The 21,707-nt window shown below is 61.4% G+C and carries 22 protein-coding genes; 12 read left to right on the forward strand and 10 right to left on the reverse strand.

Features of this window, described 5'->3' with window-relative positions; translation table 11 throughout:
• Positions 1-112: 112 nt before the first annotated feature.
• The 7 genes from nagE to AC1Q6I_RS32510 all read right to left on the reverse strand — a co-directional run bounded on the left by nagE (position 113) and on the right by AC1Q6I_RS32510 (position 8,636).
• Positions 113-1,819 (reverse strand): N-acetylglucosamine-specific PTS transporter subunit IIBC, encoded by a 1,707-nt coding sequence (gene nagE, locus AC1Q6I_RS32480; protein WP_102625008.1) that lies wholly within the window; start codon positions 1,817-1,819, stop codon positions 113-115.
• Positions 1,820-1,845: 26 nt separating this feature from the next.
• A complete protein-coding gene (gene ptsP / locus AC1Q6I_RS32485) occupies positions 1,846-4,356 on the reverse strand; it encodes a phosphoenolpyruvate--protein phosphotransferase (protein ID WP_102625007.1) in 2,511 nt (836 codons plus the stop codon).
• Between the two features lie 36 nt (positions 4,357-4,392).
• Positions 4,393-5,403: an SIS domain-containing protein gene (locus AC1Q6I_RS32490; protein WP_102625006.1), complete on the reverse strand. Its 1,011-nt coding sequence runs from the start codon at positions 5,401-5,403 to the stop codon at positions 4,393-4,395.
• Entirely contained in the window at positions 5,396-6,502 is a 1,107-nt protein-coding gene (gene nagA / locus AC1Q6I_RS32495) for an N-acetylglucosamine-6-phosphate deacetylase (protein WP_102625005.1), read from the reverse strand. Before nagA ends, AC1Q6I_RS32490 begins: the two co-directional genes overlap by 8 nt.
• 51 nt (positions 6,503-6,553) lie before the next feature.
• Positions 6,554-7,285, reverse strand: a complete 732-nt coding sequence (locus tag AC1Q6I_RS32500) for a GntR family transcriptional regulator (protein WP_069076900.1) — start codon at positions 7,283-7,285, stop codon at positions 6,554-6,556.
• Between the two features lie 261 nt (positions 7,286-7,546).
• On the reverse strand, positions 7,547-8,050 hold the full coding sequence (locus AC1Q6I_RS32505) for a L,D-transpeptidase family protein (protein ID WP_024077247.1): 504 nt from the start codon (positions 8,048-8,050) through the stop codon (positions 7,547-7,549).
• 37 nt (positions 8,051-8,087) lie between these two features.
• A complete protein-coding gene (locus AC1Q6I_RS32510; protein WP_069076901.1) occupies positions 8,088-8,636 on the reverse strand; it encodes an NUDIX hydrolase in 549 nt (182 codons plus the stop codon).
• A 146-nt stretch (positions 8,637-8,782) separates the two neighbouring features.
• On the opposite strand from AC1Q6I_RS32510, the gene AC1Q6I_RS32515 reads away from it, so the two are divergent.
• From AC1Q6I_RS32515 to purT, 5 genes are all read left to right on the forward strand, one after another.
• Positions 8,783-9,385: a CoA pyrophosphatase gene (locus AC1Q6I_RS32515; protein WP_024077245.1), complete on the forward strand. Its 603-nt coding sequence runs from the start codon at positions 8,783-8,785 to the stop codon at positions 9,383-9,385.
• 36 nt (positions 9,386-9,421) lie between these two features.
• The gene (locus tag AC1Q6I_RS32520) at positions 9,422-9,946 is read left to right on the forward strand and encodes a gamma carbonic anhydrase family protein (protein ID WP_024077244.1); all 525 of its coding nucleotides are present in this window, start codon (positions 9,422-9,424) and stop codon (positions 9,944-9,946) included.
• Positions 9,943-10,158 (forward strand): DUF1289 domain-containing protein, encoded by a 216-nt coding sequence (locus tag AC1Q6I_RS32525; protein WP_024077243.1) that lies wholly within the window; start codon positions 9,943-9,945, stop codon positions 10,156-10,158. The genes AC1Q6I_RS32520 and AC1Q6I_RS32525 overlap by 4 nt, the downstream gene beginning before the upstream one ends.
• Before the next feature lie 164 nt (positions 10,159-10,322).
• Positions 10,323-10,790 (forward strand): VUT family protein, encoded by a 468-nt coding sequence (locus AC1Q6I_RS32530; RefSeq protein WP_024077242.1) that lies wholly within the window; start codon positions 10,323-10,325, stop codon positions 10,788-10,790.
• Positions 10,791-10,859: 69 nt separating this feature from the next.
• Positions 10,860-12,041, forward strand: coding sequence for a formate-dependent phosphoribosylglycinamide formyltransferase (gene purT / locus AC1Q6I_RS32535; RefSeq protein WP_069076902.1), 1,182 nt, complete (start codon positions 10,860-10,862; stop codon positions 12,039-12,041).
• Between the two features lie 112 nt (positions 12,042-12,153).
• Here purT and AC1Q6I_RS32540 read toward each other — a convergent pair whose 3' ends face one another.
• From AC1Q6I_RS32540 to AC1Q6I_RS32550, 3 genes are all read right to left on the reverse strand, one after another.
• On the reverse strand, positions 12,154-13,464 hold the full coding sequence (locus AC1Q6I_RS32540) for an MFS transporter (protein ID WP_024077240.1): 1,311 nt from the start codon (positions 13,462-13,464) through the stop codon (positions 12,154-12,156).
• Between the two features lie 298 nt (positions 13,465-13,762).
• Entirely contained in the window at positions 13,763-15,001 is a 1,239-nt protein-coding gene (locus AC1Q6I_RS32545) for a transporter associated domain-containing protein (protein WP_102625004.1), read from the reverse strand.
• A gap of 12 nt (positions 15,002-15,013) precedes the next feature.
• Positions 15,014-15,826: a cytochrome C assembly family protein gene (locus AC1Q6I_RS32550; protein WP_102625003.1), complete on the reverse strand. Its 813-nt coding sequence runs from the start codon at positions 15,824-15,826 to the stop codon at positions 15,014-15,016.
• A gap of 234 nt (positions 15,827-16,060) precedes the next feature.
• Here AC1Q6I_RS32550 and ffh point away from each other — a divergent pair, with 234 nt between their 5' ends.
• The 7 genes from ffh (at position 16,061) to AC1Q6I_RS32585 (ending at position 21,637) form a co-directional block, all read left to right on the forward strand.
• Positions 16,061-17,437 carry a signal recognition particle protein gene (ffh, locus tag AC1Q6I_RS32555; protein ID WP_024077237.1) on the forward strand — a complete coding sequence of 459 codons (1,377 nt, stop codon included), beginning with the start codon at positions 16,061-16,063 and terminating at the stop codon, positions 17,435-17,437.
• 251 nt (positions 17,438-17,688) lie between these two features.
• Positions 17,689-17,940, forward strand: a complete 252-nt coding sequence (rpsP, locus tag AC1Q6I_RS32560) for a 30S ribosomal protein S16 (RefSeq protein ID WP_003175899.1) — start codon at positions 17,689-17,691, stop codon at positions 17,938-17,940.
• 5 nt (positions 17,941-17,945) lie between these two features.
• A complete protein-coding gene (gene rimM, locus AC1Q6I_RS32565) occupies positions 17,946-18,482 on the forward strand; it encodes a ribosome maturation factor RimM (protein WP_024077236.1) in 537 nt (178 codons plus the stop codon).
• Positions 18,464-19,237 (forward strand): tRNA (guanosine(37)-N1)-methyltransferase TrmD, encoded by a 774-nt coding sequence (trmD, locus tag AC1Q6I_RS32570; RefSeq protein WP_024077235.1) that lies wholly within the window; start codon positions 18,464-18,466, stop codon positions 19,235-19,237. Before rimM ends, trmD begins: the two co-directional genes overlap by 19 nt.
• Before the next feature lie 45 nt (positions 19,238-19,282).
• On the forward strand, positions 19,283-19,633 hold the full coding sequence (rplS, locus tag AC1Q6I_RS32575; RefSeq protein WP_003175895.1) for a 50S ribosomal protein L19: 351 nt from the start codon (positions 19,283-19,285) through the stop codon (positions 19,631-19,633).
• Positions 19,634-19,851: 218 nt separating this feature from the next.
• Positions 19,852-20,748 (forward strand): site-specific tyrosine recombinase XerD, encoded by an 897-nt coding sequence (xerD, locus tag AC1Q6I_RS32580; protein ID WP_017846134.1) that lies wholly within the window; start codon positions 19,852-19,854, stop codon positions 20,746-20,748.
• Positions 20,749-20,905: 157 nt separating this feature from the next.
• Positions 20,906-21,637 (forward strand): thioredoxin fold domain-containing protein, encoded by a 732-nt coding sequence (locus AC1Q6I_RS32585; RefSeq protein ID WP_024077234.1) that lies wholly within the window; start codon positions 20,906-20,908, stop codon positions 21,635-21,637.
• The last annotated feature ends 70 nt before the right edge of the window (positions 21,638-21,707 follow it).

Here is a 21,707-nt window from a genome sequence, read left to right on the forward strand (position 1 = left end):
CAACGCGGGGCAAGCCCGCTCGCCACAACAGCCCTGTCTGCCGGGGGGCAGCGTTGAGCCTAAGTTGTGTAGATACCCATGCTGCGATGAGGCCCATACAGGCAAAGATCAACTAGGCCCCCGCCCCAATCTGCCGACCGCTGACCAACCGCTCCAACGCCTCACCCAAACCCGAGGCTTTGTCACCAATCAGCAAGTGCCAAACACCACTGTCGAGTTGAGTAATGCCTTGGCACCCAAGCGCCACTAGCTGGGTTTCGGACAATACCGAATCATCCCCCAGTTCCACCCGCAACCGGGTCATCGCCACCGCTTCCAGCTGACGCACATTCCCTCGGCCACCCAAGGCTGTCAGCCATTTCTCGGTTTCCTCCACATTCACCGCAGCCGGCTTATCCACAGGCGCAACGCTCGCTGGACTTGCAGCAACAAACGCCGGCATCGCCAAGCGAATCTCATCGGCAATGCTATCGGCCATCGGCCCGACTACCACCTGCAAGCTCCCGCCATTTCCGGGCCGAACCACAGCCATGGCGCCCAGAGCTTTGAGTTGCGCATCCACGACCTTGTTGCGATCCACCATATCCAGGCGCAGGCGCGTGGTGCAGGCGCCGACGCTTAGCAAATTCTCTGCACCACCCAGGGCCTGGATATAAGCGGTGGCCCGCTGGTTATCTGTCATCGCTTCGGTTTGTACGACCTGAATATCTTCACGCCCTGGCGTCTTCAGGTTGAACCGACGAATGCAGTAGTTGAACACGCTGTAGTAGATCACCGTATAGGCCAACCCAACCGGGAACACCAACCAGCCATGGGTGGACTTGCCCCAACCCAGCACCATGTCGATAAACCCACCGGAGAAGGTAAAGCCCAGGTGGATATCCAGCATGTTGGTCACGGCCATCGACAGGCCGGTAAGCACTGCGTGAATCAGGTAAAGAAACGGTGCGAGGAACATGAACGCAAATTCAATCGGCTCGGTGACACCGGTCAGAAACGAAGTCAGCGCCATCGACAGGAAAATCCCGCCCATCACCTTGCGCCGCTCCGGCAACGCATTGCGGTACATCGCCAGGCACGCAGCCGGAAGGCCGAACAGCATCACCGGGAACATGCCGGTCATGAACTGGCCGCCTTTGGGGTCGCCGGCGAAATAGCGCGTGAGGTCGCCGGTGACAACCGCGCCGGTCACGGGGTCGGTAAAGGTGCCAAATACGAACCAGGCCATGTTGTTGAGGATGTGGTGCAGGCCGGTGACGATCAGCAGGCGGTTGAATACGCCGAACACGAACGCGCCCAGGCTGCCGCTTTCCATCAGCAGTACGCCGAAGCTGTTGATAGCGTGCTGGATCGGCGGCCAGATCAGGCCGAAGATCACGCCCAGGCCGACTGCGCTGAAGCCCGTGACAATCGGCACAAAGCGTCGCCCGCCAAAGAAGGCCAGGTACTCCGGGAGCTTGATGTCCTTGAAGCGGTTATACAGCCCGCCCGCCATCAGGCCGCTGGCGATACCGGCGAGCATGCCCATGTTGATGGTCGAGTCCATCACCTTGAGGGTAGAGACCATGACCAGGTAACCAATCGCCCCGGCCAGCCCGGCGGTGCCGTTATTGTCGCGGGCAAAACCCACGGCGATACCGATGGCGAAGATCAGCGCCAGGTTGGCGAAGATCGCTTGCCCGGCATCGTGCATCACCGCGATGTTGAGCAGGTCGGTGTCACCCAGGCGCAGCAAGAGGCCGGCGATCGGCAGAATCGCGATCGGCAGCATCAGCGCGCGGCCGAGCCGTTGCAGGCCTTCGATAAAGTATTGGTACATGGCGTGTCTCCCTGTTCTTGTTGTTTTCAGCTCAGCGGCCAGTGGTGTTGACAGGCTTGGCGAACGGCCTTGGCACTGCTCAGGTCGAGCAGCCCTTGGCTCAGTTGCCGGCATTGCGCCGCGTCCAGGTGACGGACGCGGTCCTTGATTTCTCCGATTTGCGGCGGGCTCACGGACAGTTCGCTGACCCCCAGGCCAACCAGTACGGGGGTCGCCAAGGGGTCGGACGCCAGGGCGCCGCACACGCCGACCCAACGCCCATGCTGGGCCGCGCCCGCGCAAGTCTGCGCGATCAGCCGCAGCAGCGCCGGGTGCAGAGCATCCACCCGCGCAGCTAAACCTGCGTGGTCGCGGTCCATGGCCAGGGTGTACTGGGACAGGTCATTGGTGCCGATGGACAAGAAGTCCGCATGCTTGGCCAGTTGTTCGGCCATCAGCGCGGCGGCGGGCACTTCGATCATCACCCCCAGTTCCGGGCGTTGGGTCAGCTCCAGTGCCATGCACAGTTCATCCAGGCGTTGGCGGATGTGCAGCAGTTCGTCGACTTCGCTGACCATTGGCAGCAGGATGCGGCAGCGCGCCAGCGGGCTGACTTGCAGCAGGGCACGCAGTTGCTGGTCGAGCACCTCGGGGCGCACCTGGGCCAGGCGAATGCCGCGCAGGCCGAGCACGGGGTTGGCCTCCACCGGCAGTGGCAGATAGTCGAGCTGCTTGTCTCCGCCCACGTCGATAGTGCGGATGATCACCGACTTGTCGCCCATGGCATCCAGCACGGCCTGGTAGGCCTGGCGCTGTTCCTGTTCGTCCGGCGCAGTGCGGCGGTCGACGAAGAGGAATTCGGTACGCAACAGGCCGACGCCATCGGCGCCGTTTTCAAACGCCACCTGGGCTTCGGCGCTGGAGGCGACATTGGCGGCGACTTCGATGCCCACCCCATCGCGAGTGCGTGCTGGCAATCGGGCCTGGGCCTGTTGCTGCTGGCGCCGCTGTTGCTGTGCGTCACGCAGCTGATGCACCTGGGCATGGCGCGCCTCGCTGGGGGCCAGTTCCAGGCGACCGTTGGCCGCGTCCAGCACCACCCGTTGGCCTTGTGGCACATCGAGTACGTCGGCGCCCAATGCCACCACGCACGGCAAGCCTTTGCCCCGAGCCAGGATCGCGACGTGGGAGGTGGCGCCACCCTCGGCCATGCAGATGCCCGCCGCCTGTTGCGCACTCAATTGCAGCAGGTCTGAAGGGGTCAGTTCATGGGCGCTGACAATGGCGCCAGGGGGCAATTCGAAATGCCAGGCTTCACCCAACAGCGCCCGCAGCACCCGTTGTTGCAGGTCGCGCAGGTCATTGGCGCGTTCGGCAAACAGCGGCTTGCCCAGGGCCAGCAAGACCGCGCATTGCGCCTGGATTGCATCGCGCCAGGCGTGGGTGGCGGCGCTGCCGTGTTCGATCGCGCGGGTGGCGGCGTCCAGCAGGGCCGGATCCTCCAGTAAGGCGAGGTGGGCGGCGAAGATGTCTTCTTCTTCGGCATTTTTGCGCTGGCGGGCGTGGGCCAGGGTCTGGCGGATATCACCGCGCACGTGCTCAAGGGCCGCATCCAGCCGTTGCAGTTGTTCGTCGGCGCGGTGGTTACCGGTATCGGCCGGCAACTCGATGCCGGTCAACCGGAACAGTGGCCCGCACACCAGGCCCGGTGCTGCGCACACCCCTTGCAGTACGCCGGTTTCAGTATTCGCACGACGTGGAGCGGCGGTTACCGGCGCGTGAGGTTCTGCGCTGATGGCGACTGACAGTGCGGCGACCAATGCCTGCAACGCCGCCTCGCAATCCTTGCCACGACAGCTGACGCGAACCTCGTCGCCTTCGCCTATGCCCAACCCCATCAAGCCAATCAGGCTGTCGCACGCCGCCGACTTGCCGGCGAAATGCAACTGCGCCTGGCTGCTGAACCCCTGGGCGGTCTTGCGAATCAACGCCGCTGGGCGCGCATGCAAACCGCCGCGGTGGGTGATGCGCACGTTGGCGCTGGCTTCTGCGGCCGAGTTATCCACAGCCGTCTGCGTCGAGGCCGTTGAGCGCAGGCTCACCCGCAGCAGCGGTTCACCGACCTTGACTGTATTGAGTGCCAGCGGTGTCAGCGCGAAGCGATCGCTATTGGTCAGAATGATCAGGCTGACCAGGCTTTTGCACTGGCGCGCAATCCGGTCCAGGTCAAACTGCACCAACGCCTGCCCCTGGCTGACACGGGCGCCTTCCTTGACCAGCAGCGCGAAGCCTTCGCCATTGAGCTCCACCGTGTCGATACCCACATGCAGCAGCAACTCGGCGCCGTTGTCCGTGCGAATCGTCAGGGCGTGGCCGGTGCGGGCGACATGGATGATCACCCCGTCACACGGCGCATGCAGGCAGTCATTCAGGGGGTCGATGGCAATACCGTCGCCCATTGCGCCACTGGCGAAGACTTCGTCGGGAACGCTGCCCAGGGGCAGCACCGGCCCGCTTAACGGGGCGCTGAGGGTCAGTTGATTATTGTTGTTGGACATGGGCACGGTACTCATCAGGAAAACGCAGCAATCGACTCAGTGAGTGCGGGTCACTTTGCTCAGGTGGCGTGGCTGGTCGGGGTCCATTCCACGGGCGACCGCCAGGCCGGCGGCCATCACGTAGAAACTCTGGATGGCCAGAATCGGGTCCAGGCTCGGGTGTTCGGCGCGGCTCAAGGTCAGGTCGCGTTCGGCGATATCGTCCGGCGCGGCCAACAATACGCGGGCGCCGCGTTGGCGCATGTCGGCGGCCAGGCTCAGCAATCCCGGTTGTTCGGCGCCGCGGGGGGCGAACACCAGCAGCGGGTAGTTTTCATCGATCAAGGCCATCGGTCCGTGGCGCACTTCGGCGCTGCTGAAGGCTTCGGCCTGGATCGCCGAGGTTTCCTTGAGCTTGAGCGCGGCTTCCTGGGCGATGGCAAACCCGGCGCCACGGCCGATCACCATCAATTGCTGGCAGCCGCGCAGGGCGTCGATGGCTTTCGTCCAATCCTGCCTGGCGGCTTCGCGCAGGTGATCGGGCAGCGCGTGGCAGGCTTGCAACAAATCCGCTTCCTGGTTCCAGTGGCCGATCAACTGCGCGCTGGCGCTGAGGGTAGCGATAAAGCTTTTGGTCGCGGCCACGCTTTGTTCCGGCCCGGCGCACAGCGGCAGGTGGAATTCGCAAGCGGCTTGCAGCGGCGAGTCTTCGGCGTTGACCAGCGAAATGCTCAAGGCGCCGCGTTTGCGCAGCAGGCGCAGGCTATCGACCAGGTCCGGGCTCTGGCCGGACTGGGAAAAGCCGAAAGCCACCTGGCCGCTGACCTTCAAGGGCGCTTGCAGCAAGGTCACCACCGACATCGGCAACGACGCCACCGGAATGCCCACGTGCTGCATGGCCAGGTAGGCGAAGTAGCTGGCGGCGTGGTCCGAACTGCCACGGGCGATGGTCATCGCCACTTGCGGCGGCTGGCGGCGCAGGCGGCCGGCGACCTCTTCCAGCCGCGGGTTCAGACGTTGCAACTGCGCCGCGACGGCGTCACAGGAGGCCAAGGCCTCTTCAAGCATTTTGGAAGACAATGGCTTCTCCTTCGACCATGACGTCGGTGAGGTGCAGGGAACGGTCCAGGCGCACGCAGTCGGCAAAGCTGCCGGGTTGTAGGCGCCCGCGTTCTTCCAGGCCGAGGTAGTCCGCGGGAAATTGCGACAGGCGTTGTGAGGCTTCGCTGATGGGCAGGCCGATTTTCACCAGGTTGCGAAGCGCCTGGTCCATGGTCAGGGTGCTGCCGGCGAGGGTGCCGTCGGCCAGGCGCACGCCGCCCAGGCATTTGGTCACGGTGTGGCTGCCCAGCTTGTATTCGCCGTCCGGCATGCCGGCGGCGGCGGTGGAGTCGGTGACGCAATACAGGCACGGGATCGAACGCAGGGCCACGCGCATGGCGCCAGGGTGGACGTGCAGCAAGTCCGGGATCAGTTCGGCGTACTGTGCGTGGGCCAGCGCGGCCCCCACGATGCCAGGCTCGCGGTGATGCAGCGGGCTCATGGCGTTGTACAGGTGGGTGAAGCTGGTAGCGCCAGCGGCGAGGGCGGCGACGCCTTCTTCATAGCTGCCCAGGGTGTGGCCGATCTGCATGCGCACACCACGTGCACTGAGGGCGCGGATCAGACTGTCATGCCCGGCGATTTCCGGGGCGATGGTGATCACGCGGATCGGCGCCAGGCGCAGGTAGGCTTCCACTTCCTCCATCAGCGCGGTGTGGGCGAAGTTGGGTTGCGCGCCGAGTTTGCCTGGGTTGATGTAAGGACCTTCCAGGTGCACACCCAATACGCGGGCGGTGCCGATTGGACGGTTTTCGCTATAGGTACCGATATCGCCCAGCACGCGGGAAATTTCCTCGACCGGCGCGGTCATGGTGGTGGCCAGCAGCGAGGTGGTGCCAAAGCGCACATGGGTGCCGGTGATGGTCTCGAACGCGTCGATGCCTTCCATGATGTCTTTGCCGCCGCCGCCATGGACGTGCAGGTCAATAAAGCCTGGCAGCAGGTAGGGCAGGTCGTTGTCGGCCGGGTCGCAAGGCGCGCCTTCAATGGCGACGACCTTGCCGTGTTCATGGACCACGCGGCCGCGAATCCAGCCGTGGGGCGTCAGGATGTTGTCTTCGGACATGGGCAGTTCTCTAAGGCCGCATTCGCGGCAAAGTCATATCGACGCGGCTTTCTAACGTCGAAGCTCGGCGACAAAGTCGTAGTAGTCGTTGCGGCAGTAGGTGTCGGTGATTTCAATCGGCGTGTTGTCGGCGGTGTAGCCGACACGGGTCATCAGCAGCATGGCGGTGCCTGGAGCAATGCCGACCAGTGTGGCGAACTCGTCCGAGGCATTGATCGCCTGGATATGCTGCAAGGCGCGCACGATGGGTTTGCCGATGCCTTCGAGGTATTCGTACAGCGAGTTACCGATGGCTTGTGGGTGCGGCAGCACCGAGGCGGGCATGGCGGTCATTTCGATTGCCATTACCGTGTCATCAGCCTTACGCAGGCGCTTGAGCCGCGCCACTTTGTCAGTCGGTGACAGGCCCAGGCGGATCAGCTCTTCGTGGGTCGGCGGGGTGATTTCGCGTTCCAGCCACTGCGAACTGGGTACGAAGCCCTTGAGCCGCAGCATCTCGCTGAAGCCCGACAGGCGCGACAGCGGTTGCTCCAGGCGAGGCGTGATGAAGGTGCCAGAGCCCTGGCTGCGGCGGATCAGGCCTTGGGCAAACAACACTTCCAGTGCCTTGCGGGCGGTGACCCGGGAAATGCTCAATTGATCGCTGAGGGCGCGTTCCGATGGCAGCGCCTGTTCGGATTTCCACTGGCCGGCATGGATCGCCGCTTCCAGGTTGCGGGCCAATTGCAGGTACAGCGGCGTGGATTGTTTGCCGTCGGGGCGCAGCGTCAGGATGGGGTTCATCGTTAAGGTTTCCGATGCGGTTATTGGAGTGTTGTCGCCCGGTAATGGCCGGAAATTAATACCACTTAAATACCATGTCAATGCTGCCAAAACAGTGCGGGCACTGGTTTCAGGGCATGCTAATGGTGCATGGTATCAAGTGGTATTAGAGAGGTCTTTTGGACGCGCAGAGCTGCGCAGCCCGCGGGGTGAACTGGTATTCACCGGCAGGCGCTGCCGAGGGCAGGAAATTTTTTTAATTAATCTACCAACGGTCGAAGGCTACGGCCGGATCTCGATCAGGGTGCCGTCCTTGACCAGGTTCCAGACTTCACGCATATCGACGTTACGCATGCCGATACAGCCGTCGGTCCAGTCCAGGGTGTGGAACAACTGCTCCGGGTAGTCTTCGCTGTCGGGCGTGCCGTGGATCATGATCATGCTGCCGGGCTTCACGCCCTCGCGGCGGGCGCGCGCAGAATCACTGATATTGGGGTAGGAGATGTGCATCGACAGGTAGTAGCTGTCGCTGGTCTTGCGCCAGTCAATCCAGTAGAGGCCTTCCGGTGTGCGACGGTCGCCCTCGAACAGCTTGGGCCCCTTGGGGTTTTTACCCAGGGAAATGCGGTAGGTCTTGAGGGGCTTACCGTCATTGATCAATTGCAACTGATGGGCGGACTTGAGGACCAGGATTTTCTCGACCGTTTTGCCGCCCAGGGTTTCCAGGGTGGAAGCCGGCGACAACGTGGCGAACGACAGGCAGAGCAAAGCAAACAACCAACGCATTAAAACGACTTCCCTTTGGCGACGATCGGCAGGATTGTTATTGGGCGGGCTTGGACAGCGGCGGTATGGCTTCGCTGCGCACCGGGAATGATTGCTGCCGACGGTCGGCAAAGAAATACTCCAGGGTCCGCCCGACGGTACGGAACGCCAGCTCGGACCACGGGATATCGGCTTCTTTGAACAGTTTGACTTCCAGGCTCTCGGGGCCGGCGGCAAAGTCCAGGTCCATCAGCTCGGCGCGATAGAACACATGCACTTGGCTGATGTGCGGTACATCGATCAACGTATAGATGCTCAGGTTGCGCACGCGGGCACAGGCTTCTTCCATGGTTTCGCGCATGGCGGCCTGTTCCACGGTCTCGCCGTTCTCCATGAAGCCCGCAGGCAAGGTCCAGTAGCCCAGGCGTGGCTCGATGGCACGGCGGCACAGCAGCACTTGCTCACCCCACACCGGCACGGTACCGGCAACGATATTAGGGTTCTGGTAGTGAATGGTCTGACAGTGATCACACACAAAGCGCAGGCGTGCGTCGCCTTCGGGAATGCGTTGGGTGACCGGTTTACCGCACTGGCTGCAGAAGTTCATGCTGGGGTTCCTGGAAAGTGCGTCTATCTTGGCGTGGGCGGCAGGGCCCTGCAAGTTGTCGTTTCGCGACAGCCCTCAGGTTTTGGGGTTGGGCGCCCGGCAGCTTTGGTGCATGATGCAAGGTAGCCAACAGATCGAGATGACTCATGCTGGACGAGCTACTTCGCCGGGTAAGCAATCACACGCCGCATACGCTGGAAACCGACGGGCGTTTCCCCGAGGCCGCCGTGCTGGTGCCGATTACTCGCAGTGACGAACCTGAGCTGATCCTGACCCTGCGCGCCAGCGGCCTGTCGACCCATGGCGGCGAAGTCGCGTTTCCTGGCGGGCGCCGCGATCCGGAAGACCCGGACCTGATCTTTACCGCCTTGCGCGAGGCCGAAGAAGAAATCGGCCTGCCGCCTGGCCTGGTCGAGGTGATCGGCCCCTTGAGCCCACTGATTTCCCTGCATGGCATTCGCGTCACCCCGTATGTGGGCGTGATCCCCGATTACGTCGAATACCTGGCCAACGACGCCGAAATCGCCGCTGTCTTCAGTGTGCCGCTCGATTTTTTCCGCCAGGACCCTCGCGAGCATACGCACCGCATCGACTACCAAGGGCGCAGTTGGTATGTGCCGAGCTACCGGTTTGGCGAATACAAGATCTGGGGGCTTACGGCCATTATGATTGTCGAGCTGATCAACCTGCTTTATGACGATGCCAATATCAGCCTGCATCACCCACCCAAGAGCTTCATCAATACTTAAGCCATCGTCTCCAATGGCAAGCCGTGAGGAAAAACCATGAAATACCGCTTGGGCGACGCCCGCGTCGAGACGCATCCACACAGCTGGGTGGCTCCCAATGCCACGCTGGTGGGCAAGGTCAGGCTGGAGGAGGGCGCCAACGTCTGGTTCAACGCGGTGTTGCGCGGCGACAACGAGCTGATCCTGATCGGTAAGAACAGCAACGTGCAGGACGGCAGCGTGATGCACACCGACATGGGCTACCCGCTGACTCTTGGCACCGGTGTGACCATCGGCCATAACGCCATGCTGCATGGCTGCACGGTCGACGACTACAGCCTGATCGGCATCAACGCGGTGATCCTCAACGGCGCGAAGATCGGCAAGCACTGCATCATTGGCGCCAACTCGCTGATCGGCGAAGGCAAGGAAATTCCCGATGGCTCGCTGGTGATGGGCTCGCCGGGCAAAGTGGTGCGTGAGTTGACCGAGGCTCAGAAGAAGATGCTCGAAGCCAGCGCTGCGCACTATGTGCATAACGCCCAGCGTTATGCGCGGGATCTGGTCGAGCAGGCAGAATGAACCCGGCAGAACGCCCTGTCGCCTCGCCGTGCGTGAGCATTTGCGCATTGGACGATGACGATCTCTGCACCGGTTGCCAGCGCACGGTGGATGAAATTACGCGTTGGAGTCGCATGGACAATGCCGAGCGGCGGGTGGTGCTGGGGTTGTGCCATGAGCGGGCGGTGGCGGCTGGGTTGGTGTTTATGGCTTCTGGTAAATCCGGCGCCTGATGGGTCGCCATCGGGGGCAAGCCCCCTCCCACACTTAACCGCGTTTAATCTGTAGAAATGCGGTCAAAATGTGGGAGGGGGCTTGCCCCCGATGAGGCCCTCCCAGACGACATATTTCAAAATGTGAAGTACCCTGTGCCCCTTGTTCACAGGTCCCTCGCCCCATGCTCTTCCTGATCGCCTACATCAGCAGCGTCGTGCTGATCAACTTTGCCTTCTCCACCGCACCGCATCTGGATGTGATCTGGTCCGCCTGGGGCGGCCTGGTGTTTATCCTGCGCGACATGGTGCAAACCCGCTTCGGTCATGGCGCGATCCTCGCCATGCTGGCGGCGCTGGTGCTGTCGTATATCACCTCCGATCCGTCCATCGCCCTGGCCAGTGCCACGGCGTTCGCGGTGTCCGAGTGCATCGACTGGCTGGTGTTCAGCATCACCAGGCGCCCGCTTCATGACCGCCTGTGGATCAGCTCGGCGCTGAGCATTCCCCTCGATACCTTTATCTTTTTCGGCTTGATCGGCGCTCTGACACCAGCGGTGGTGGGCACCGCCCTGGCGTCGAAATTCGCTGGGGTCACCGTGGTGTGGCTGATCATGGCCTGGCGTCTGCGCAAGCGCGCCGTCGCCAACTGAGGCCAATTTTTACAGTTCATGTAAAATGCCGGCCTTTCTCCCCATGATCCGCTCCCCTGAGGACCTGAGATGACCCGAATCGGAACTCCATTGTCGCCAACCGCGACCCGCGTTTTGCTGTGTGGCTGCGGTGAGCTGGGCAAGGAAGTGGTAATCGAACTGCAACGCCTGGGCGTTGAAGTGATTGCCGTGGATCGCTACGCCAACGCGCCGGCCATGCAGGTTGCCCACCGTAGCCATGTGATCAACATGCTCGACGGCGCCGCCCTGCGTGCAGTGATCGAGGCGGAAAAACCGCACTTCATCGTGCCGGAAATCGAAGCCATCGCCACCGCCACCCTGGTGGAGCTGGAGGCCGAAGGCTTCACCGTGATCCCGACCGCGCGCGCCACGTCGCTGACCATGAACCGCGAAGGCATCCGTCGCCTGGCCGCCGAAGAGCTGGACCTGCCGACCTCGCCGTACCACTTCGCCGACACCTTCGAAGCCTACAGCAAGGCCGTGCAGGACCTGGGCTTCCCGTGCGTGGTCAAGCCGGTGATGAGTTCCTCGGGCAAGGGCCAGAGCCTGCTGCGCAGCAGCGACGACGTGCAGAAAGCCTGGGACTACGCCCAGGAAGGCGGGCGTGCCGGTAAAGGCCGGGTGATCATTGAAGGCTTTATCGACTTCGACTACGAAATCACCCTGCTGACCGTGCGTCATATCGGCGGCACCACTTTCTGCGCGCCGGTCGGCCACCGTCAGGAGAAAGGCGACTATCAGGAGTCCTGGCAGCCTCAGGCCATGAGCCCGATCGCCCTGGCAGAGTCCGAGCGTGTAGCCAAGGCCGTAACCGACGCCCTGGGTGGCCGTGGCCTGTTTGGCGTGGAGCTGTTCATCAAGGGTGATCAGGTATGGTTCAGCGAAGTGTCGCCGCGCCCGCACGATACCGGCCTGGTGACCCTGATTTCCCAGGACCTGTCGCAATTCGCACTGCACGCCCGCGCCATCCTGGGCCTGCCGATTCCATTGATTCGCCAGTTCGGCCCTTCGGCGTCGGCGGTGATCCTGGTGGAAGGGCAGTCGACCCAGACCGCATTCGCCAACCTCGGCGCCGCCTTGAGCGAGTCGGACACGGCGTTGCGTCTGTTTGGTAAGCCAGAAGTGAATGGCCAGCGCCGCATGGGCGTGGCGCTGGCGCGGGATGAGTCGATTGAAGCGGCTCGGGCTAAGGCGACCCGTGCTTCCCAAGCGGTTGTTGTAGAGCTCTAAAAGCATCGGGGGCAAGGCCCCTCCCACACTTAACCGCGTTTAATCTGTAGGAATGCGGTCAAAATGTGGGAGGGGCGGTGCGACGATTCGACTTGCCCCCGATAGCGATCTATCAGACGACGCGATTCAGATCGTTATTGCGCGTCTCTTTCAGGCACAGCACCGCAATCAAGCTGAGCAACGCTGCCGCCGACACATACCCGCCGACATAACTCAGCCCACCCATCGCCACCAGCTTGGTCGCGAAGAACGGTGCCGCCGATGCGCCGACGATCCCGCCCAGGTTATACGCTGCCGAAGCCCCGGTATAACGCACGCGGGTCGGGAACAATTCCGGCAGCAGCGCGCCCATTGGGGCGAAGGTCACCCCCATCAGGAACAACTCCAACGCCAGGAACAGCGCCACGGCCCAGGTCGAACCGTGGGTCAACAGCGGCTCCATGGTGAAGCCCGACAGGATGGCCAGGATCGCGCCGACGATCAGCACCGGCTTGCGCCCGAATCGATCACTGGCCAGCGCCGCCAGCGGTGTCGCCAGCCCCATGAACAGCACCGCGAAGCACAGCAACCCAAGGAACGTTTCGCGGCTGTAGCCCAGCGTCGAAACGCCATAGCTCAGGGAGAACGCGGTGGTGATATAGAACAGTGCATAGCACACCACCATCGACGCGGCGCCCAGCAGGACGGGCAGCCAATGCTGGCTGAACAGCTCCACCAACGGCACCTTCACCGGCGCCTGCTTGGACACGGCATTGGCGAACACTGGGGTTTCGTGCAGTTTCAGCCGTGCATACAGGCCGACCATCACCAGGGCTGCGCTGAGGATGAACGGGATACGCCAGCCCCAGCTGCGGAACTGCTCGTCGTTCAGGTTCATGGCCAGGATCAGGAATAAGCCGTTGGCCGCCAGGAATCCGATCGATGGGCCCAGTTGCGGGAACATGCCGAACCAGGCGCGCTTGCCCTTGGGCGCGTTCTCGGTGGCCAGCAATGCGGCGCCACCCCATTCCCCGCCAAGGCCCAGGCCTTGGCCGAAACGCAGCACGCACAGCAGGATCGGCGCCCAGGCGCCAATGCTGTCATAGCCCGGCAGCAAACCGATCAGCGTGGTGCACACCCCCATCAGCAGCAGCGAGGCCACCAGGGTCGATTTGCGGCCGATACGGTCACCAAAGTGGCCGAACAGCGCCGAACCCAACGGGCGGGCGATAAACGCGATACCGAAGGTCAGGAACGACGCCAGCATCTGCGCGGTACCAGACGACTGCGGGAAGAAGACCGGGCCGATCACCAGTGCCGCCGCGGTGGCATAGATATAGAAATCGTAGAACTCGATGGCGGTGCCGACGATGCTGGCGGTGGCAACGCGGGCGGTCGAGTTGGTCGGGGCGGCGGTTGCGGCCTCGTTATAGGTGGTGCTCATGGAGGTATCCCTGACGGTCGTTGCGCGTTTGGACGCGGATTATTATTGGGTCGAACCCCCTTGGATCAGGGTAGTGCGCGGAGCGGCTCGGGATGGGAGCAAACACCGGTCAGACACGATGCAGCGGTGCCGGACGCGCTCAGTGCGGATAGCACGCGGTCGGGCGGGGCTTGGGTAAGCCGCAGGGATTATAGGAATGGGGCCGGCGATACAACAAGGGGGCGCGCGATCTGCCAATCGCGGCAGATCAATTGTGGGAGGGGGGGGCTCCCACATTCGAATGCGTTGAGTCAGGACGCTATGCGGCGACGGGTACGCGGCTGGTGTGCCAGATCAGCACCTTGCTCACCCGGTTATCCTCGGTCTCAAGGATTTCCAGGCGATAGCGGCCGATCTTCAGGCATACGGCACAATCTGGAATGGTTTCCAGTGCTTCAGTCACCAGGCCATTGAGGGTCTTGGGACCGTCGCTGGGCAGGTGCCAAGCCAGGCTCTTGTTCAGTTCGCGGATCGATGCGGCGCCGTCGATGATATAGCGGCCATCCGCCTGCGCTTCGATATGCGGGTTGTCCACACTGTGTTCGCTTTCGAATTCGCCGACAATTTCTTCGAGGATATCTTCCAGGGTGACGATGCCCAGCACTTCGCCGTACTCGTCCACCACCATGCCCAAGCGCCGTTGCTGCTTGTGGAAGTTCAGCAGTTGCAGTTGCAGCGGCGTGCTTTCCGGGACGAAGTAGGGTTCGTAGCAGGCGGCAAGCAAGGCTTCCTTGGTCAGGCTGGCATCCGGCAGCAGGTGCTGGATCAGCCGGGTGTTGAGCACGGCTTGGACCTGGTTGATATCGCTGTGGAACACTGGCAGCCGGGTGCGTTGGGAGTTGCGCAATTGCTCGATGATCGCTTCAAGCGAGTCATCCAGGTTGATGCCCTCCACTTCGCTGCGCGGCACCAGGATGTCGTTGACCGTGATGTTGTCCAGCGCGTGGATGCCGGGCAGGCCAGGGGTGCGGTTGCCTTCGGTCTCGGCCTCGGGTTCGTCATCATGGTCGGGCAGTGGTTCGTCGCTTTTCTTCACGATGCCGGGCTTGCGCGCAAAGGGGCGCAGCAATAGCAGGCTGATGCCGTTGAGCAGCCAGGCGAAGGGATAGACGATTTTCAGTGGCACGCCCAGCAGTGTGTTGCCGAAGCCCAGCACTGCTTGCGGATGGCGGGTGGCCAGCGCGCGGGGCAGGTAGTCGGCCAATATCAGCAGCACGGCACAGGAAATCAGCCAGCCGAGCCAGGGACCGTTTTGCGCCCAGGCATACATCGCCAGCAACGTGCACAGAACCACTACTGCTGCGCGGCACAGGCTGTTGCACAGGATCAGGCTGTGGCGGGGAAAACCCAGGCGGGCAGCGGCCTTGTCACCCTGGCGCGTGCCGGGGCGCAGGGCCAGCAAGTGTTGCTGTGCGGCTTCAATGGCGGTAAACAGCGCCGCCCATAACACCAGCAGGGCGATTACCGCGAGCATCGGCCCCAGGGGCAAGTTGTCCATGATCGCTGCCCGTCAGATATGCAGGATGTATTCGCGGACCAGCTTGCTGCCGAAATAGGCCAGCATCAGCAGGCAGAAACCGGCCAGGGTCCAACGGATCGCCTTGTGCCCGCGCCAGCCGAGGCGGTTGCGGCCCCACAGCAGCACGCTGAACACTACCCAGGCCAGGCAAGCCAGCAGGGTCTTGTGTACCAGGTGCTGGGCAAACAGGTTTTCGACGAACAGCCAGCCAGAGATCAATGACAGCGAGAGCAGGGTCCAGCCGGCCCACAGGAAACCGAACAGCAGGCTTTCCATGGTTTGCAGCGGCGGGAAGTTCTTGATCAGCCCCAAGGGGTGCTTGTGCTTGAGCTGGTGGTCCTGCAGCAGCAGGAGCAAAGCCTGGAACACCGCGATGGTGAACATGCCGTAGGCGAGGATCGACAACAGGATATGCGCGAGGATGCCTGGCTCTTCGTCGATCACCTGCACCGTGCCGGTGGGGGTGAACTGCGCCAATAACACCGTCAGCAGGCCCAGGGGGAACAACAGCACCAGCAGGTTTTCCACCGGGATACGTGCGCAGGCGATCAGCGTCAAGGCGATCACGGCAGCGGCAATCAGGCTGGCGGCGCTGAAAAAGTCCAGGCCCAGGCCGACCGGCGTCATCAGGTGGGTGAACAGGCTCGCGGCGTGTGCAACCAAGGCGAGGGCGCCAAGGCCGGACAACAGGCGCTTGTCGGCCTTGGCGCATTTGGCCAGGCGGGTGCCCTGATAGAGGGTCGCAGCGGCATATAAGAAGGCGGCGGCGAGACTGGGTAGCAAACTGGGTGACAAAGGGAGCATAAATCCTGTTAGGCAAGCCCGAAAGGCGCTGAGTTTGGCATACCCCTGCGTTCCACGAAAGACTCCAAGGCCAGACAGCGGGTGTGCACAGGCGCAGTCTTCGCTATAATCCGCGACCTGCCCACGCCGCAGGCTCGCCGAGCGCTGTTTTTAATAGCGATTTACCGCAGCCTGGGCCGTCATTACCTCGGTCTACCAATGCATTTCGATGAATAGGGCCTGAAAGGATCGCGCATGTTTGAAAACTTGACTGACCGTCTCTCGCAGACGCTGCGCCACGTTACCGGCAAGGCCAAGCTGACCGAGGACAATATTAAAGACACCCTGCGCGAAGTGCGCATGGCGTTGCTGGAAGCCGACGTCGCCTTGCCTGTGGTCAAGGACTTCGTCAACTCGGTCAAGGAGCGTGCGGTCGGCACCGAAGTGTCCCGCAGCCTGACGCCGGGCCAGGCCTTTGTGAAGATCGTCCAGGCCGAGCTCGAAAGCCTGATGGGCGCGGCCAACGAAGACCTGAACCTCAGCGCCGTGCCACCGGCCGTCGTGTTGATGGCCGGTCTGCAAGGTGCGGGCAAGACCACCACCGCCGGCAAGCTGGCGCGCTTCCTTAAAGAGCGCAAGAAGAAATCCGTGATGGTGGTGTCGGCTGACGTCTATCGTCCGGCGGCCATCAAGCAGTTGGAAATGCTCGCGGGCGAAGTGGGCGTGACGTTCTTCCCGTCCGACCTGAGCCAGAAGCCGGTCGACATCGCCAATGCGGCTATTAAAGAAGCAAGACTGAAATTCATCGACGTGGTCATCGTCGATACCGCTGGTCGCCTGCACATCGATGAAGAGATGATGGGCGAGATCAAGGCGCTGCATGCCGCGATCAACCCGGTCGAGACCCTGTTCGTGGTCGACGCCATGACCGGCCAGGATGCGGCCAACACCGCCAAGGCCTTTGGTGATGCACTGCCGCTGACCGGCGTGATCCTGACCAAGGTCGACGGCGATGCCCGTGGTGGTGCCGCGCTGTCGGTACGCGCAATCACCGGCAAGCCGATCAAGTTCATCGGTATGGGCGAGAAGAGCGACGCGCTCGAGCCGTTTCACCCTGAGCGGATCGCTTCGCGTATCCTCGGCATGGGCGACGTGCTCAGCCTGATTGAACAGGCCGAAGCGACCCTCGATAAAGACAAGGCCGATAAACTGGCCAAGAAGCTGAAGAAGGGCAAGGGCTTCGACCTCGAAGACTTCCGCGACCAGCTGCAGCAGATGAAGAACATGGGCGGCCTCGGCGGCTTGATGGACAAGCTGCCGAATATCGGCGGTGTGAACCTGGCGCAAATGGGCAACGCCCAGGGTGCGGCAGAGAAGCAGTTCAAGCAGATGGAAGCCATCATCAACTCCATGACCCCGGCCGAGCGCCGCGACCCTGAGCTGATCAGCGGTTCGCGCAAGCGTCGGATTGCCATGGGTTCCGGCACCCAGGTGCAGGACATCGGTCGCTTGATCAAGCAGCACAAGCAGATGCAGAAGATGATGAAGAAGTTCTCCGCCAAGGGCGGAATGGCCAAGATGATGCGCGGCATGGGCGGTATGTTGCCCGGCGGCGGCATGCCCAAGATGTAAAGATTTCGAGCGGGAGCCCAGCTCCTGCTCCGACCCACAGGGACGTGGGATCTCCAGCAAACCCGCGATTGGCGGGCGCTGACTCGCCGTTTTAACCGACGGCTCTATAGCAGATCTGAATGGCACGCTGATAGGCGCCAGAAAAAGACATTTGCAAAAGTCCGGATATTCCTTAGAATATGCGGCCTTTCGGGCACCTATGCCCGCTGTGCATTTAGATTTGCAGCACCGACTACAGGAACGATGTTCACATGCTAACAATCCGTCTTGCCCTTGGCGGCTCCAAAAAGCGCCCGTTTTACCACTTGACCGTAACCGACAGCCGCAACCCGCGCGACGGTTCGCACAAGGAACAGGTTGGTTTCTTCAACCCTGTTGCTCGTGGTCAAGAAGTTCGTCTGTCCGTGAACCAAGAGCGCGTAGCCTACTGGCTGAGCGTTGGTGCACAGCCTTCCGAGCGTGTTGCCAAGTTGTTGAAGGACTCGGCTAAGGCCGCAGCCTGAGCAATATGAACGCGACGCCAGCTGTTGCTGATGATTTGATCGTTATCGGCAAGATTTATTCTGTTCATGGCGTTCGCGGCGAAGTGAAGGTGTATTCCTTTACTGATCCGACTGAAAACCTGTTGCAGTACAAGACCTGGACGCTCAAGCGCGAAGGTAGTGTGAAACAGGTCGAGCTGGTCAGTGGACGCGGGAGCGATAAGTTCCTGGTCGCAAAGCTCAAGGGTCTTGATGATCGTGAAGAAGCTCGTCTTCTGGCTGGTTATGAGATCTGCGTGCCGCGCAACCTGTTCCCTGAATTGACCGATGGCGAGTACTACTGGTACCAGCTGGAAGGTCTGAAGGTTATCGATCAACTCGGGCAATTGTTCGGGAAAATCGATCATCTTCTGGAAACCGGCGCCAATGATGTAATGGTGGTCAAGCCTTGCGCTGGCAGCCTGGATGATCGCGAACGCCTGTTGCCCTATACCGAGCAATGCGTGTTGGCTGTCGACCTGGTAGCGGGCGAGATGAAGGTGGAATGGGACGCGGACTTCTAAGCGTGGCTAATTTGCGCATTGAAGTGATCAGTTTGTTTCCCGAGATGTTCTCCGCCATCAGCGAGTACGGCATCACCAGTCGGGCGGTGAAACAGGGGCTCTTGCAGCTGACCTGTTGGAACCCGCGAGACTACACGACGGATCGACATCACACTGTGGACGATCGCCCATTTGGCGGTGGCCCGGGCATGGTGATGAAGATCAAGCCCCTGGAAGACGCGTTGGTTCAGGCCAAGGCCGCCGCCGGGGAGAAGGCGAAGGTGATTTACCTGTCCCCTCAAGGCCGTCAGCTGAAACAGGCGGCGGTACGCGAACTGGCGAATGAGGAAGCACTGATCCTGATTGCCGGTCGCTATGAAGGCATTGACGAGCGTTTTATTGAAGCTCATGTCGATGAAGAGTGGTCGATTGGGGACTATGTCCTGTCTGGCGGTGAGCTGCCGGCGATGGTCCTGATAGATGCGGTTACACGACTGCTGCCTGGAGCTTTAGGGCATGCGGACTCTGCGGAGGAAGATTCCTTCACGGATGGTTTGCTGGATTGCCCGCACTACACCCGTCCGGAGGTGTATGCGGATCAGCGTGTTCCCGACGTATTGCTAAGTGGCAATCACGCACACATCCGGCGTTGGCGTTTACAGCAGTCCCTTGGTCGGACCTATGAACGACGCGCCGATCTTCTGGAAAGCCGCTCGCTTTCTGGAGAAGAGAAGAAGCTGCTCGAGGAATACATCCTCGCGCGGGACGATAGTTAACAACGTATCGATGGTAGGTCCGACGACTTACCTTAGGAGCACAGCATGACTAACAAAATCATCCTTGCACTCGAAGCAGAGCAGATGACCAAAGAGATCCCTACCTTTGCCCCAGGCGACACCATTGTCGTTCAGGTGAAAGTGAAGGAAGGCGACCGTTCGCGTCTGCAAGCGTTCGAAGGCGTGGTAATCGCCAAGCGTAACCGTGGTGTGAACAGTGCTTTCACTGTTCGTAAAATCTCCAACGGTGTTGGCGTAGAGCGTACTTTCCAGACCTACAGCCCGCAAATCGACAGCATGGCCGTTAAGCGTCGCGGTGACGTACGTAAAGCCAAGCTGTACTACCTGCGTGACCTGTCCGGTAAAGCAGCTCGCATCAAGGAAAAACTGGCTTAAGTCCAGCTTCCCGATGCAGAAAAAAGCAGCCTACGGGCTGCTTTTTTGTGCCTGGAATTTGTTGAAAATCCGGGACTACGTGGCGGCTATCGCGAGCAAACCTGCCCCCACAGTTGATCGCTGCGGTTCGCGCAATCGAGTAAGACACAAAAAACTGTGGGAGTGGGCTTGCGCGCGATAGGATCTACCCGACATCACCTTCACCTGCCTGAGTCACCATGCCTGCCATCGACCACCCCTTGATCGACCGCTTCCTCGACGCCCTCTGGTTGGAGAAAGGCCTTTCGGACAACACCCGTCAGGCTTATCGCAGCGACCTGGCGCTGTTCAACGGCTGGTTGCAGGAAAAAAACCTCGAGCTGATCAATGCTGGCCGCGAGCTGATCCTTGACCATCTGGCCTGGCGCCTGGAGCAGAACTACAAGCCCCGTTCGACTGCGCGTTTCCTTTCCGGTGTGCGTGGTTTTTATCGCTACTTGCTGCGGGAAAAGCTCATTGCCCTCGACCCGACGTTGCAGGTGGATATGCCACAACTCGGTAGGCCTTTGCCCAAATCCCTGTCTGAAGCCGACGTGGATGCCTTGCTCGCCGCGCCCGACCTGAGCGAGGCCATCGGCCAGCGCGACCGCGCCATGCTCGAGGTGCTGTACGCCTGCGGCCTGCGGGTGACCGAGCTGATCAGCCTGACCCTGGAGCAGGTCAACCTGCGCCAGGGCGTGCTGCGGGTGATGGGCAAGGGCAGCAAGGAACGGTTGGTGCCGATGGGTGAGGAGGCGATTGTGTGGGTTGAACGCTACATGCGCGATGCCCGTGGCGAACTCCTCGGTGGGCGCCCCAGCGATGTGCTGTTCCCCAGCCAGCGCGGCGAACAGATGACCCGCCAGACCTTCTGGCACCGCATCAAGCACCAGGCCAAGGTGGCGGGCATCGGTAAGTCCTTGTCGCCACATACCTTGCGCCATGCGTTCGCCACCCATTTGCTCAACCACGGTGCGGATTTGCGCGTGGTGCAAATGCTGCTCGGGCACAGTGACTTATCCACAACCCAGATCTATACCCATGTGGCGCGGGCACGTTTGCAGGATATGCACGCCAAGCACCATCCGCGTGGTTGAAAACCGCCAATTTATCAGGCCACGGGCTGCCCTGCGGCCCAACTGTGGTAGGCTTTGCCGGTTAGCAAAGGGGACGGCCCAGACCTGTGTTTGCAGGCCCGTGTTTTTAGATCGGTGTGCTTGCCCGCCGTCCCTGCATCTGCCTTCAGGAGTTCCCATGCGCTTGACCCAGATTATTGCCGCCGCAGCCATTGCGTTGGTTTCCACGTTTGTCGTCGCCGATGACGCTGCCGAGCAGACCATTCGCAAGAGCCTGGCCAACTTGCAGCTCGATACGCCGATCGAAAGCATCAGCGCCAGCCCGATGGCCGGCCTGTACGAAGTCAAGCTCAAGGGCAGCCGTGTGCTGTACGCCAGTGCCGATGGCCAGTACATCGTCCAGGGCTACCTGTTCCAGCTCAAGGATGGCAAGCCGGTCAACCTGACCGAGAAAGCCGAGCGCCTGGGTGTATCCAAGCTGATCAACGGGATTCCGGTGGCTGAAACCGTGGTTTACCCAGCCATCGGCGAGACCAAGACCCACATCACCGTGTTTACCGATACCACCTGCCCTTATTGCCACAAGCTGCACGCCGAAGTGCCTGCGCTGAACAAGCTGGGTGTGGAAGTGCGCTACGTTGCGTTCCCGCGCCAGGGCCTGGGTTCGCCGGGTGACGAGCAGTTACAAGCCGTCTGGTGTTCAGCCGACAAGAAAGCGGCCATGGACAAGATGGTTGATGGCAAGGAAATCAAGGCGGACAAATGCGCCAACCCGGTTTCCAAGCAATTCGCCCTCGGCCAATCCATTGGCGTGAACGGTACACCGGCCATCGTTTTGGCTGACGGTCAAGTGATTCCGGGCTACCAGCCGGCACCGCAAGTTGCCAAACTGGCACTGAGTGCCAAGTAAACCAGTATCGTCGAACCTTTGACGATCATGGCCCGTTGAACGATCAGCGGGTCATCAATTGAAAGCCGCA

It is taken from the genome of Pseudomonas sp. MPR-R2A5 (assembly GCF_058793055.1).